The 14,237-nt window shown below is 42.2% G+C and carries 13 protein-coding genes and 1 pseudogene; 8 read left to right on the forward strand and 6 right to left on the reverse strand.

Annotated elements, in window-relative coordinates; translation table 11 throughout:
• Nucleotides 1–72 precede the first annotated feature (72 nt).
• From G3M70_10590 to G3M70_10610, 5 genes are all read right to left on the reverse strand, one after another.
• Entirely contained in the window at nucleotides 73–969 is an 897-nt protein-coding gene (locus G3M70_10590; protein QPJ62292.1) for an MBL fold metallo-hydrolase, read from the reverse strand.
• Between the two features lie 87 nt (nucleotides 970–1,056).
• Entirely contained in the window at nucleotides 1,057–1,845 is a 789-nt protein-coding gene (gene ygiD / locus G3M70_10595) for a 4,5-DOPA dioxygenase extradiol (GenBank protein ID QPJ62293.1), read from the reverse strand.
• A 17-nt stretch (nucleotides 1,846–1,862) separates the two neighbouring features.
• On the reverse strand, nucleotides 1,863–2,714 hold the full coding sequence (locus tag G3M70_10600; GenBank protein QPJ62294.1) for a hypothetical protein: 852 nt from the start codon (nucleotides 2,712–2,714) through the stop codon (nucleotides 1,863–1,865).
• 20 nt (nucleotides 2,715–2,734) lie between these two features.
• The gene (locus G3M70_10605; GenBank protein ID QPJ62295.1) at nucleotides 2,735–3,241 is read right to left on the reverse strand and encodes a DoxX family protein; all 507 of its coding nucleotides are present in this window, start codon (nucleotides 3,239–3,241) and stop codon (nucleotides 2,735–2,737) included.
• Between the two features lie 105 nt (nucleotides 3,242–3,346).
• Entirely contained in the window at nucleotides 3,347–3,967 is a 621-nt protein-coding gene (locus G3M70_10610; protein QPJ62296.1) for a hypothetical protein, read from the reverse strand.
• A 207-nt stretch (nucleotides 3,968–4,174) separates the two neighbouring features.
• Between G3M70_10610 and G3M70_10615 the strand changes: the two genes are divergently transcribed.
• From G3M70_10615 to arsB, 7 genes and pseudogenes are all read left to right on the forward strand, one after another.
• Entirely contained in the window at nucleotides 4,175–5,803 is a 1,629-nt protein-coding gene (locus G3M70_10615; protein ID QPJ62297.1) for an AAA domain-containing protein, read from the forward strand.
• A gap of 578 nt (nucleotides 5,804–6,381) precedes the next feature.
• Nucleotides 6,382–6,987, forward strand: a complete 606-nt coding sequence (locus G3M70_10620; protein QPJ62298.1) for a DUF2726 domain-containing protein — start codon at nucleotides 6,382–6,384, stop codon at nucleotides 6,985–6,987.
• 283 nt (nucleotides 6,988–7,270) lie between these two features.
• Nucleotides 7,271–8,175 (forward strand): annotated as a pseudogene (locus G3M70_10625) (IS481 family transposase).
• Between the two features lie 566 nt (nucleotides 8,176–8,741).
• Nucleotides 8,742–9,008, forward strand: a complete 267-nt coding sequence (locus G3M70_10630) for a hypothetical protein (GenBank protein QPJ62299.1) — start codon at nucleotides 8,742–8,744, stop codon at nucleotides 9,006–9,008.
• A 1,421-nt stretch (nucleotides 9,009–10,429) separates the two neighbouring features.
• Complete coding sequence (locus tag G3M70_10635) at nucleotides 10,430–10,768, forward strand: winged helix-turn-helix transcriptional regulator (protein QPJ62300.1); 339 nt, start codon at nucleotides 10,430–10,432, stop codon at nucleotides 10,766–10,768.
• A 2-nt stretch (nucleotides 10,769–10,770) separates the two neighbouring features.
• Entirely contained in the window at nucleotides 10,771–11,265 is a 495-nt protein-coding gene (locus G3M70_10640) for an arsenate reductase ArsC (protein ID QPJ62301.1), read from the forward strand.
• The gene (arsB, locus tag G3M70_10645; GenBank protein QPJ62302.1) at nucleotides 11,262–12,302 is read left to right on the forward strand and encodes an ACR3 family arsenite efflux transporter; all 1,041 of its coding nucleotides are present in this window, start codon (nucleotides 11,262–11,264) and stop codon (nucleotides 12,300–12,302) included. The genes G3M70_10640 and arsB overlap by 4 nt, the downstream gene beginning before the upstream one ends.
• 70 nt (nucleotides 12,303–12,372) lie before the next feature.
• On the opposite strand, the gene G3M70_10650 is transcribed toward arsB, so the two are convergent.
• Nucleotides 12,373–12,564 carry a transposase gene (locus G3M70_10650; protein QPJ62303.1) on the reverse strand — a complete coding sequence of 64 codons (192 nt, stop codon included), beginning with the start codon at nucleotides 12,562–12,564 and terminating at the stop codon, nucleotides 12,373–12,375.
• Between the two features lie 375 nt (nucleotides 12,565–12,939).
• On the opposite strand from G3M70_10650, the gene G3M70_10655 reads away from it, so the two are divergent.
• Entirely contained in the window at nucleotides 12,940–14,157 is a 1,218-nt protein-coding gene (locus G3M70_10655; GenBank protein QPJ62304.1) for a questin oxidase family protein, read from the forward strand.
• Nucleotides 14,158–14,237: the final 80 nt, after the last annotated feature.

Genomic DNA, 14,237 nt, shown 5'->3' on the forward strand with positions numbered 1-14,237 from the left:
GAAGGACCAGGCTTTCTTCCAAATTTTTCCTAAATTAGGTTCCTTGGTGGGCATCAAAATAGCCCATAAAAATTATTTTTTATTTGGTCTCCACGGAAATGGCCCCATCCATTCATCGAGGAGAATCCGCCAAGCGTTCATCGGCAACCATTCCTTATACATAGCCCAATCCTTATATTTGGGAAGCTGAACTACATTCGGAACCATCATAGGGTTCGTTCCTTTTTTAAATTCTGCAAAAATGGCGGCGCGTAAGTCGCGAATGAATTGCAAACTATCAGCGACATCTTGTTTCGACCCTCCTTGTAAAGGATGTTGTCTTTCATTGTGCGATGCTACAAATTTTTTAAAATCCAGTTTCAAAACTTCTTCCAAAGATCGTTCCCACTCCTTGATATTAAAATCTGGAACAATATTAAACATCACTCTTTTAGGTGTAACTATATCCGCTATATAAGCAATTTTTTGCTTTGGCAAAAGAAAGACCGTCATGCCCAAACCGTGATTCATCCCAAAATAGTGCAACTCAACCGTCGTGCCACCAAGCGAAAGATCCTTCCGGGTTCCACTCCAGCTTTCATCCGGTACCACCATATCTGCCCCTGGGTTAGCTTGCATCCATTCGTAGGCTTCGATATGAGCCAAGGTTTTCGCTCCGGCATTTTTGAACACCTGACCACCACTCGAATGGTCCCAATGATTGTGGCTGTGTAACAGATAATGAATTGGTTTGTCTGTAATTTTTTTGATTGCTTCTACGAATCCTGCTGCATGTTTGGAATTAACGGATTCAATAGCAATCACACCCTCGTTAGTTACAACAAACATTGAAAAATAACCATTCGCTGGGTTCCCATAGCTATAAACACCATCATCTATCTTGGCAGTATGAGGAGGGAGGTTTTCAGCAAATGCGACACCAAATGAAAAAAAGACTGTGATCAACACCACACCAATAAACTTATTCATTTTTTATATTCCTTTAGTCAAAAGATTGCTCATATTTCAAAAATTTCAAAAAAGAGTGTTACGTATATGACGAAGGTTTTTTAAAATTTATGAGATCATAACTCCTCGCATTGATATTCCTTTGGAAACCATTCCCTCAATCGGAAAAGTGACTCTCTCTTCTTCATTCTGCAGGGCAATAATGTAGATCAATGGCAAGAAGTGTTCCGGTGTTGGCGCTGAAAGGTGCGCAATCTCACCCAGGGATTCAAACTCCAGGATTCCCTGATGATCTCCTTTTAGTAAAAGGTGTTTGATCTTTTCATCAAACTCGATGGCCCAATCCGCAGGTTCGTCATCCGGATTAGAACTAAAAAACTGAAGGTTGTGGACGATATTTCCGCTACCTAAAACCAACACCCCTTCGTCTCTCAGAGGTTTTAATTCTTGAGCCAGGTCATAATGTTCTTGAGGAGACAAACTTCTATCCAGGCTCAATTGCAGAACTGGAATATTTGCTTCAGGATACATTTTTATCAGAAGTCCCCAGGTCCCATGATCCAACCCCCAACTGGAATCCAGTTCAACATGGACTTTGGTTATTAGGGATTGAATTCTTTTTGCAAGGTCTAAACTGCCTTTTGCCGGGTACTGAATATCAAACAAAGCCTGAGGAAAATTTCCAAAGTCGTGAATGGTTCTCGGGTTCTCCATTGCGGTCACGAAAGCGCCTCGTGTTACCCAATGAGCGGAAATAGACAAGATGGCTTTAGGTTTGTTAAGGCATTTCCCCAAAATTTCCCAGTTATTTGAATACTTGTTCTTTTCGATGATATTCATCGGGCTGCCATGGCCTAAAAACAAAGCTGGCATTTTTTGATTTTGAATTGTATTCATCTCTTTACCTTCTTCCCCTAAAAAGTGAGGACAAAATCATAATTCCCCACCAACCCATCGGTTATTTTGTTAGCACGGTCTTTCTTGTATTCTATGATTATGTTTTCCTGCTCATCCTGAGTCAGTCGCTCGCTTCTTAAAATTGCATCTTTGGCGTTCAACTTCTGAATGAAATCATTGTGCTCGATTTGATTTCCCTTGAAATAAAGTTGAGTCACCAACTGAGGGATGCCCGGTGCGGTAACCATGAAATGCAGATGCGGAGGTCGATACCAGCTATTCCCCAGACTCGGTTTATCCGATTCGTTATCTTTCCCGATCCGCACGGGGTAGAAACCCGGAACGACGGTCTTGAACCAGTAATTTCCCTCTGCATCGGTGATGCAACGGCCCCAATGCTGGAAATTTTCATCGAGTTTTCTTTCGATCCATTCCCCGGTTATCGGGTGCTGGAAACGGTGTGCATCCGTGTCTCCCCGGTGGTTGTAGCGTCCGGAGGCCGAAGCGTTCCACATAATGAGGACGGCTCCGGGTAGGGGGCTCTTTGTGTTGTCCGAATCTTTGAATAAAACCTTGCCCTTGATATATACCACCTGACCCCGGGCAGTTTCCTGATGGCCATTGATGAGGGTAAGGTCGTTGTCGTTGGCTTCACTTATGGGAAGCCGAAAGTCAAGATTTTCACGAACCTCATGAACCGGATCCCCATCATCAGGGAAAAAGGGCCCCAGCGTCTGTCTTGGAGTTTTAAGGTTTAACATCTGGCCAAAAGCCGAATTTGTGATCAGGGTTCCAGCGGCGGCCCCCACCGTTCCCAGACCGGTCCTTAAGAAGTTTCTTCGGGAAAACATGTTTGTTTTATTTTTCATGGCAACACCTCTCTAAAAATTTATTGAGTAAACAAGGAAAGCTTTCTTGAAACGAAAGGAGTTTTTGAAAATTTCAAAAACTTTTCTGAAATCCATTGATCGACAGAAAACTTTCCGCCTCCGGTGATAATCAAGGCAACAGCGATCCCGATTGCTAAAATATGGAACTCAAAACCTTCACCAGCTTGTTTGCCAGACCAGTTCATAAAAAATCCATTGCCCCAGTGAGCGGTGGCAGCAGCACCCGTCATGATTGCCGCAATTCCGGCGGCACTAAATCGAGTGAGAAAACCGGTAAGCAGCCCCAAACTTCCCAAAAATTCTCCAGCAAAAATCAACAAGACCAGTCCCGTGGGCAGTCCCATTTTTTGGGTAAAAAATCCCAGAGTCCCTTCAAACCCGAACCCTCCAAACCATCCTAAAACCTTTTGCGCTCCATGAGGAAAGATAACCAATGCCAAGGTAATACGCAGTACAAGAGGGGTAATGGAATCTTCCGTTTTAAAAAATTGTTTTAAATAATCCATGGCTTTTTCTCCAGATATAAACAGTTATAAATTAGTTGGGTTGCTTTCAACTTAAGATGGCGAGGCAGGAGTGGTTCCAGAAACACTCCTGCCTTACCAGGGGGGTTAATGAACCACTGGGTGGCCATCTTGGTCTTTGACGTTATCCTGCAAGTTGTTGATGATTAAATAACCAGATGCTGTCATGTTTTTTCCATAAGATGAATCTGAGTCTTGCTGTGAATCCTGTTTGATAAGATCCACACGAACCTTAATTGCGCCTCCGCCTTGAATTCCTTCTAAATTACCCGTTCCAGATGTGAAGGTTAATTTGCCTTGACAGTTTTCCTTGGGACCTTCACAGGAAATTTTAGCGTTGGCCTTATATCCTATTTGATCGGTTAACTGACAGGTGCCTTGTAAAACATCATTTCCTGACTGATTAATATGAACTGCAAAAGGACAATCCATTCTGGCGGCATGCATGTAATGGGTTTTATTTGTATGATCTTTTACAAAAAATGTTCCTTTCATTACACCCGAGTAAAACTCCTGCCCTTTACCTACAGGATAGACATTCCCTTCTGCCCGCCAACTGGCTATGGCTCTTTTGTCATCAGCATCATCTGCCTGGGCTGGCCCTGAAAAGTTTAGGATCAGGAAACCGGTGAGCAACGTCATCCAAAAACTTTGTTTGCAAAAATAAGCCCAGTTTTTTTCACTTAAAGAATGTTTTAAATCGTTCATTTTTTTTCTCCACATATAAGGGTTAAAAAAACAGAACTGAGGTTTTCATTGACTTTAAATAGCAGTTTTGATGCCAAACAGTCCTGTCCTCTTAACCTATTGTTTTTATTATATTTTTATATTTGTTTGGTTCGTGCTTTGAAAATATTAATCCGTTTTATAACGGTAAAACATTGCTAGGCAACGTAATTACGTTATGATAGGGCCATGAATGAGTCAGACTATTTCCCTACTGCGATCAGCAAACTTAGAGAATTGCTTTTAGCCTTACCCCAGGCTCGAAATGTGGATTCTTTACTTCAAATGATGATTCAAAAATACGCTGAGGACCCATCACTTGCGCTCTGCCGGATCTGGCTTATTCGTCCGGGAGATCAATGTGAAACCTGCAGGCTTAGAAAAGAGTGCCTTGACCAGACCCAGTGTTTGCATCTGGTTGCTCAAAGTTATGGGGTGGGAGCTGACCCAAAAAAAGTAGATACAGAGGACGATTACACCAGGATTCCATTGGGCGTTGGAAAAGTCGGACGTTCCGCAGTCACCGCAGAGGTGGAGGATGCTCTATCGCAAAAAGAAGATTTGGAATACATGGTTTCCAGACATTGGGCTCAGCGGGTAAATGTCCTGGGGCTTGCGGTTATACCTGTTGTGTTTCGGGGGAAAGTGCTTGGAGTAAACAGCTTTGTTCCCTTTAAAGATGCGGATATGAAAGGTGAAGGGCTTTTTTGGGGAAGATTGGTAGCTGATCATCTGGCAGTTTCCATCACTAACGCTGAAGCGTTCGAAAAAATTGAAGTGCTCAATAAACAACTGGCAGAAGAAAACGAATACCTGAACCAGGAGCTTGAGGAGACTGCGGCTTTTGGGGAAATACTGGGCCAGAGTCCTCCCATGAAATCCCTGGTGCAGCAGATTGAAATGGTAGCCGGCACGGATGCCAATGTTTTGATAACCGGAGAATCCGGGACCGGAAAAGAACTGGTGGCTCGGGAGATTCACCAAAGGAGCCAACGTTCGAACCGGCCATTGATAAAAGTTAACTGCGCCTCCATTCCACGAGACCTTTATGAAAGCGAATTTTTTGGTCATGTAAAGGGTTCTTTCACCGGGGCCATTCAGGACAGGCGGGGACGTTTTGAACTTGCCAACGGAGGAACTTTGTTCTTGGATGAAGTAGGGGAGATACCACTGGAGATGCAAAGCAAACTGTTGCGGGTGATCCAGGAGGGAGAGTTCGAGCGAATTGGTGACGAGCGCACTCAAAAAACCGAGGTGCGAATTCTGGCGGCGACTAATCGAAACCTAAAAAAGGAAGTGCAGGCGGGAGCCTTTCGGGGAGACCTGTTTTATCGTCTGAATGTATTTCCTGTCGAACTTCCACCCTTGAAAGAACGCAAAGGTGACATCCCTTTACTGGCGAATCATTTTGTCAGCCTGGCTTCCCGAAAATTTAATAAACCAGTAAAACCCTTGTCCGCAAATTTAATGTCCCAACTGCAAAAATATGACTGGCCAGGAAATATCCGGGAGCTTCAATATTTGATCGAACGTGCGGTAATCATTTCTCAAGGAGGAAGGATTAAATTAGAACTGCCTGATGTTAAAACGGAACAAACAGTAAAGGAAAAAACCACCTCACAAGTGGATGTCACTGAGGTGATACCTGAAAAAGAAATGAAGCGTCGGGAAAAGGAAAATATTATTCACGCTCTCAATCAATGTGCAGGAAAAATATACGGGGAAGACGGTGCCGCAAAACTTTTAGGTATCAAACCAACAACTCTTACTACTCGTATTAAAGCAATGGGAATAAAAAAGACCTTCCTTGTAAAATGATTATTGTCTTAGTACTGTCTAACCTCTTCTCCAAAGGGGATTTGGAGCCTGCCAACCTTAATTCCCTGTCGTTAAATAGCTTGTAGAAATTTCGATCAGGATGTTTAGGATCGATTGCGGCCTTTCACGCCCAAATCGAGTATATTTTGTTTTTTTATGTCGCAAGAATTTAGCATTCGATTAAGAGAGGCGCGATCAAAATGAGGTACTTTGGAGGCCTTGGCTAAGGAGGTTGGGATTACATGTAACACTTTGCAGGCGTGGGAAACAAAAAAAAGGACAAAAGATCAAATTTTTGATAATATCGACATGCCAAAACCCCAATCACCGGATTCCCAAGAGGAACTCTCAAAAGAGGAAAATGCCTTGCTATTAAAGGTGCTAATGGAAGATCGAGAAGATCACAGAGAGAGACTCAAAATATTGGAAAACTATATCAAATATTTGAGGGGCCTTCTGGAGAAAAACCTGTTTAAACATTACCCTTTAAGCTATCGAAGCGGGACCGAGGGATAGACCTTCCACCCAGGAAGGTTGTCAAGCTTCGAGCAAGAAAGCAAAAGGCATAAAAATGATTTATGAGCGTGCTACAAGAATCCTTAAAATCAGAACTGCCTTCAATATTCACAAAACTTGCTCTGCTTCTAGGTTTAGCGTTAACAGCAAAATGGATAATTACTACGATATTAAAAACATTATTCTCCAAGGCAAAAAATATAGTCGTCACCAAAATTAAAAAAGAAAACTTCACTGAACAAAAAAGCCAGAATGAAAGTCAGCAGTTTGATAGAAGAATCAGCACTTCATACTTTTATTCAAAAAGACCCGTCACATCGGCTGAACAAAAACTATACTTTGCACTCGTTAGAGCAGTTCCGGATTTGCTGATACTGCCACAAGTGGCTTTCTCCCAATTCATTGGAACAAGAGGAGGAGACAGCAAGGAAAACTTCGCTCTCTTTGGAACTGCCAGGCAGAAAGTCGTAGATTTTCTAATTTGCGATAAAGCATTCAATATCATTTGCGCAATCGAACTAGACGATAAATCTCATGAAAACAAAGGAGAAGAAGATTTCAAAAGAGATGAAATCCTTCGGGAATCGGGAATCAACTGCCTTAGGTTTAAGGTCGGACATTTACCAGCTATAGCAGAAATTAAAGAAACAATTCTTACAAACTCGTAATCAAAAAAAATTTCTCATGGTTGAGACATTTTTAAAATTTCACAACGAAATTAGAGCTATTGTAATTGCACTGGCCGGCTTAATTGGGATCCCACAACTAATCTGGAGAGGAATTACACAAGAGAGATCATCCTAGGCAGCAAAAATTCAGGCGAAAAATGCGACGAGGTCATTGGTTGAAAATGCCCATGGTCGAGCAATTGAGTAACTCTCAACAGTTTGAAACTCACGAGATAGGTTGACAGGTTTTGGTAGTATTGAACCTTTTTAACCGGAGGTCGTGATGACACCAGAAGAACAAGATATTCATCGTAAGCTTCGAGCCTTAGATCACGCAAAAGCAATCAGAAACGTTTCCAAAACCTGCCGCTATTTCGGGATTTCAAGAACCACTTTCTATGAATGGAGGCGGGCCTACGAGGAAAAAGGAGAGCCTGGCCTGATCAATCGAAGCCCAGGACCTTCCTATGGAAATGTGCCGCACCTATACCCGGATGAGGTTTATGAAAAAATCCTTTACCTTCGTAAGACCTATCACATGGGTCCGCAAAGAATCGCGTGGTACCTTGAACGCTATCACAAAATTCGTATCTCATCCGGTGCGGCTCCCCGGACCTTGGTTCGACACGGATTGAACCGCCTTCCCAGAAACCAAAAAAGAAAGCCCTGAAAACGGTTCGTTATGAAAAACAGGTGCCGGGTCATCACATTCAAGTCGATGTGAAGTTTCTTATATTTCCCCAACCAGACGGATCGAAGATCAAACGGTACCAATACACGGCGATTGACGATGCCACTCGAATCAGGGCTTTAAAGGTCTACAAAAAACACACGCAAAAGAATGCGATCAATTTCATCGATTATGTGATCGACAAGTTTCCCTTTCGAATCCAAACTGTCCGGACCGACAACGGGCACGAGTTCCAATCAAAATTCCACAGGCACGTAGAGGATAGAGGCATTCGCCATCATTACATCAAACCGGGTACTCCGCGCCTCAACGGTAAGGTCGAACGTTCCCACAAAACTGATAAGCAGGAGTTCTATCAGCTACTGGAATATACGGATGACGTGGACTTGAATAAAAAACTGCAAGAATGGGAAAACTTCTACAACTGCCATAGACCTCACGGAGCGTTTAAAGGGAAAACCCCGTATGAAATCCTGAAAGAAAAAATGGCCAGTTGAAGAGCTGTGGGCCCTGTGCGAAAACGCTAAGCATTTTCCACAAGTCCACAGCCTAAACTGTTAACCGATTTCCGGACTCTCACACCAAGATAAAAAGGTTTGTCACTGCCATTGCAAGTCGAACACTTTGAACCAACGAAAAAAAAACCTCCCTAGACTCTCTGGAGAGGGGAGCCTGGAAGAGTTTTTTGGGAATTAAGTATTTTCTCCTATCTGTTTCAGAGTTTTCAGAAAATTTCCCCTTACCCAAACATATGGTTGTAAAGTTAATTTTTCCAATAAAATAAAGGTAAGAGATCCTTTCTTAGCAAGAAATTTTCTCAGGAATTTGATAGTATCCATTTAGAATATTTTTAATAACCGGATTCCCAAGAGGAACTCTTAAAAGAGGAAAAGAACTTGCTTCTGAAATTACTCCTCAATAACTGTGAGGACCAATGGGACCGGATCAATATTTTGGGAAAGTACCTCGAGCAACTGAAGAACCTGCCCGAACAATCCAATTTAAATTCGTCCCTTAAATAATTCGAAGTTGGCCCGAAGGATAGACCTTCCTCCTAAGAAGGTTGTCCAGTTTCGAAAAAAAACCGCCTAAATCAGGGGACAAAAGTATGCCCGATAATACTAAGCCAGAATATGGCTCTCAAAAACTGACCGAAATTGGAAAAAGGGTTTGGGAAAAACCGTTCTCTTCATCAGGAATTACTTATGGGGAATGGTTAATTGGACAAACCGCCCACTCGGAAAACGATCCAAAATGGTCTATTCGTTCTGCCATAGAAACTTGTAATTTACTGGGGAGTTTTTCAGAGGATCTGGGTCAGGAGTTCTAACTCCAAAACTATTTCAACTTTAAAATTCCTGAAATTATGACGTTAGCTTTATTTTGTATTGCCTTTCACGGCTCTGGGAATAATTCTAGCCTGTTGACTGGTTTATAAGCAGGAAGCAGCAGCGTTGGAAAAAACTGGAAACTCCCTGATTGACCATGCAGGGTGGTACAGTCAGAGTATCAAGTTGTCAGATTTAATACTTAATGAGGCACGTACTATAAACCTCAAAGAAAACCGTCCATTCCACCCCGTAATCAGAACAAACGGGACGGGCGCCCCAGCCTTGGCTGCTTGGTGGTTCAATTTAAGAGATGGATAAAAAGCCTTTCTTTTTTTTTCACAAACTCAAAACATTGTTGTTGCCAGCAAGGAAAAATTCTTTAATGGTAAGTCTTAAAGATCCGGAAAGGTTATGCAAGAACACCTAATGGGTAATTGAGGTTTAAGAAGGAATTTATTTTGAGTTTAAAAATTCAATGACCGCGCCAAAAAAATAAAATTGTCGCGGCCATTGATAGTCGAACACTTTGAACCAACAAAAAAAACCTCCCAAGACTCTCTGGAGAGGAGAGGCTGGGAGGTTTCTTAATTAGAAAACTGCGTTTTAAGTTATGAGTGGGTCCTGAATTTAAATACAACTAAGGCAATTGATAGAAGAAAGAAAATAAGAATGTTCATGGTTCAGGTTCCTTCCATCTAAGCTAGGGTTAGAAGACCAAAATGGAAATGATTTCCTGTAAAGCCCCTCCACAATACATTTCGTTTTTTCATTCAATTTGAGTAATGGTGAGATCACTCAAGAACCAACTCTATTATTGGGCCATTAAACCCAAATAATGTCAAATCCGGTACCAGAAGGCCGTGCATTCAACCCAAACCGGCAAATGATCTGAGCCAAATGTATTTTGCCCCTTTTCCGCATTAGTGAACGGGTTTCTTCGTTCTCCTGCAACATATACATTTTTTAATTTGGCCGGTTATTAAAAATGCACGAGATTGGTTGCCAGGCTTTGGTAGTATTGAACCTTTTCAACCTTAGATCGTGAGGTGACACCTGAAGAACGAGATATCAGTCCAAAACTGAGAGTTCTGGACCACGCCAAGGAAACCGAAAACGTTTCTAAAACCTGCCGTTATTTTGAGGTTTCTGTAATTACTTTTTACTGTTGGGTGCGGGCTTAAGACGAAAAGGGAGAGTCTGACTTGACCAATAGGGTCATATCCCGCCGGAAATAACAATGGAATAGGGGTAGGTAAAAAGTGAAATTTAATCTTATTTTGAATTGTGCCTTCTAAATTCATAAATAATATTTCTTTCAATTCCTTTTTTAAGTATTAAATTTAAATAACTTAGGGCCATTGTCCCAGCAGACCATGATTTTTCCCTTTACTTTTTTCTATAATTCTATAAATTTAGAAATATGAAATCATCTATTGCGGTTGCAGCCCTATCTGCCCTGGCACAGGAACACCGGTTGGAAATTTTTCGTCTTCTTGTACGTAAAGGGATTCAAGGTATTCCGGCAGGTGAAATTGGAAAAAAACTGGGTATACCACCATCGACGCTTTCTTTTCATTTAAGCCAACTCAAAAATGCAGGCCTGATTCAATGTCGTCGGGAAAGCCGGACCTTATTTTATTCTGCAAATTATCTGTCGATGAATGAGCTCATGGCTTACCTGACTGAAAATTGCTGCAAGGGAGATGCAGAAACTTGTGAAAACTCTGTCGTAAGTATTTCTGAGGCATCAGGCAAATAACAATGTCCGGCAAGGTAATAAATGTTCTTTTCCTTTGTACTGGCAATTCAGCCCGGAGCATCATGGCGGAGGCTATTCTAAATAATATAGCTGAAGGCCGTTTTCAGGCCTACAGCGCTGGCAGCCATCCTGTATGTGCAGTGAATCCACTTGCCATTGCTCTCTTGGGCGACCGGGGAGTCTGGGAACCCTATTTAAGAAGCAAAAGCTGGGATGAGTTTACAAAATCAAATTCTCCAAACTTCGACATAGTCATTACCGTTTGTGACAACGCCGCTGGAGAAACCTGTCCAGTCTGGATAGGCAATCCCATCAAACTTCATTGGGGATTGGAAGACCCTGCTGCCGCTGGAGGATCGTATGCAGAACGTATGAAGGCCTTTGAACAAACTTTTGAGCAGCTTGAAAAACGAATCAAGACTCTGGTGGGTTTTCTGAAAGATGATATTGATGCAAAAAATTTAAAGAATCATTTTGAGGGGATGGAGTTGTTATGACATCTGAAGAAACATCACCTTTGGGTTTGTTTGAACGGTACCTCTCCGTATGGGTAGGGTTATGTATATTAGCTGGAGTTGGCCTGGGTTTTGTTTTGCCTGGTTTATTTCAGGCAGTAGCCCAGATAGAATACGCCAGCGTGAATCTTATTGTAGCGGTTTTTATTTGGATAATGATTTATCCAATGATGGTCAATGTAGACTTCGCTTCAATTAAGGATGTTGGGAAAAAACCAAAGGGTTTATGCATAACGCTCGTTGTGAACTGGCTTATTAAACCCTTCACGATGGCTGCCTTAGGTATTTTGTTTTTTGAGAACTTGTTTCTTGGCCTTGTAGAACCACAAACGGCAAAGGAATATATTGCTGGAATGATTTTACTGGGTGTTGCTCCTTGTACAGCGATGGTATTTGTCTGGAGTCAATTGGTTCGGGGTGACGCGAATTATACTCTGGTGCAAGTATCAATAAATGACATTATCATGGTTTTTGCGTTTGCGCCGATAACTGCTTTTCTTTTAGGCGTAACAAATATTGTTGTGCCGTGGGAAACGCTATTTCTTTCTGTCGTCCTCTACGTGGTAGTTCCCCTGGTGGCTGGGTATTTCACTCGCAAGGTTCTGGACAGTTCCAGCAAACATGAACGCATTGACAGTTTTACAGCAAAAATAAAACCATTTTCAATCATGGGACTTTTAGCAACTGTAGTGCTGTTGTTTGGATTTCAGGCGCAAACCATTATTGAAAAGCCACTTGTCATTGCCTTAATTGCGACACCACTTTTGATACAAAGTTATGGTATTTTTGCGATAGCCTACGGTTGGGCCTATATATGGAAGGTTCCATTTAACACTGCCGCTCCAGCTGCATTGATTGGCACATCCAACTTTTTTGAACTGGCGGTTGCAGCAGCGATTGGCCTCTTTGGGTTGAATTCAGGGGCGGCATTAGCAACTGTTGTCGGTGTCCTTGTTGAAGTACCTGTAATGTTATCACTCGTTCGAATAGCAAATAGTACACGTAGATTTTATATCTAACCAACCCTCCTGTTTTAGAAAAATCCAGGAACATATCCAATACAGAGTTCAAGAGTCTTTTTAATGACCTTTAGAGCAAAGCTTCCGACTTAAACCTACCCGCAGGACCTGCGTTGTAAGTCCACCGTTTGATGTTCACCGCCACCGCCGTAAAATAAATATGTAGCCGGAATTTGTTGAATCCTCTGAACCGCGCCCGCCTCAAGCCGTGATACCGTTTCATCTTGGATAACTTGTTTTCCATCCCTGACCGCAGCCTCATAACTTTCTTTAAGTGACGCGGGAACGTTAAATTTTTGCCTTTTTATTCCTCAAAAATACAATAAATATGTCCGTTCAAGGTTTTCTTTTTCGAAAAATCCTGATCTTCTCGCGCATCTTTAAATCGGCAAAAACTTTGATGGACAATTGGGTTCCGTGGCTCGAAAAAATTTTGTTAAAAAACTGGGCAGAATCTGCTCGGACCATTCGATCCCGCAGTTGGTTGTATGTAATAATGTTTTTAGTAATAAAGCTGGTGTCCTGGTTTTTTGAATGACCGTCTCTATTCGACTCAAAGCCGACAGGAAGTTTATTTTAATTTAAAATTGAAATCAGTCATAACTCGATCTCTTGTTATTTAAAAAGGAATACCTCAATGTCCAAATTGGAAATTGTTGAAATGCTGCTCAACGATCAGTCTTACCATATAGAGTTCAATGGTTTCTTAACCAACCATGCCAAACAAGGGGTTGTCGCCCTTATGGGGCTTGGTGCATCCGCTCAAAGGATTAAGGAGTATTACGAGCACTATGCGAAGCAAACTACTTATGGGTTTGGATTGGAGACCCCGAAAATCTCTGAGCGCGAAATCACTCAAAACAACTGGCAGGTATATTTTGGGAAGCATTGCAGTTTCACTTCCTATTGCGAGGTTTTTGATCAAAAGGAAAAAGAACTTGGAATGGATCGGCTGCTGGAAGAGTATGTTCCCATTCTGTTACCGGGATGTGTTGGCTCCCTCATGCACGGCACGATACACCTTGGGTGGGGGTTAGACTCTGGCAATCGCTGGATGATCATTGAAGGCCTGGCCTATATGGCATTTTCTTATGTTTCGTGTCAGCCTGAAAAAATTTTTTCATCGACTTTCGATTCAGAAGCGGACAAGTCCATCCTGGGCTCGTTACTTCATATGGCCGAAGAGTGGGAAACAAATGGCGAAGCTCTAGACAAGTGGCGTCAAGCAACTCTCGCCAGTGATAAGTACATTGCTTCTTCTGGATTTCATCCCGAACTCTCGATGACGGGGTTTCAATACGATATCGCCAAGGTATTAACAGAAGGACATCCACTAATCCACACAACCCCCGCTTGGATTGAGAGTCTCGATATGGAAACAATATGGAGAGAGCTTTATGAGGGGACCACTCTTTTATATTTGGCCAAGCCGGGAGACTTCATCGTGCTCCATCTAATTACCTCTTTGCATGGGATGGAACAAATTGTAAACCGAATCCCCGCCCATCATCAGAAACGCGCTATCAAATGTTATTGGACAGCCATGCTAGGAATTGTTTTTTCTGATGATGACATTCCAACTCGGGCAACACTGGAAGCTCTCCATTCAAAATACCAGAATACTGTCGATCAGGTTGAGGCTGTGGAGGTAGGGCAAACTTGGGATGAAATTATCGCCCGGGCAATTATTGAGGAAGAGGAACACAATCCAAAATTAGTATACGTGCAACGCCTGCTGTGGAAGAGGTTTGGTCATCGCTCTCTTTTTCGCGACGCGGCCAGTAAGTTCACCACAACACCGAAAGTAAGTAAAATAGAAACTGGGCTAGGCGCAGGTGTTGATCGCCCGTGTTAATCAACACATCAATCAGTTGTTTTATTGAATACTTAAGGGAAAGTTGCAAATGATAAAAGGGATTAAAAACGTTTTAATTT

This window comes from Candidatus Nitronauta litoralis (assembly GCA_015698285.1).
Classification (GTDB): Bacteria; Nitrospinota; Nitrospinia; order Nitrospinales; family Nitrospinaceae; genus Nitronauta; species Nitronauta litoralis.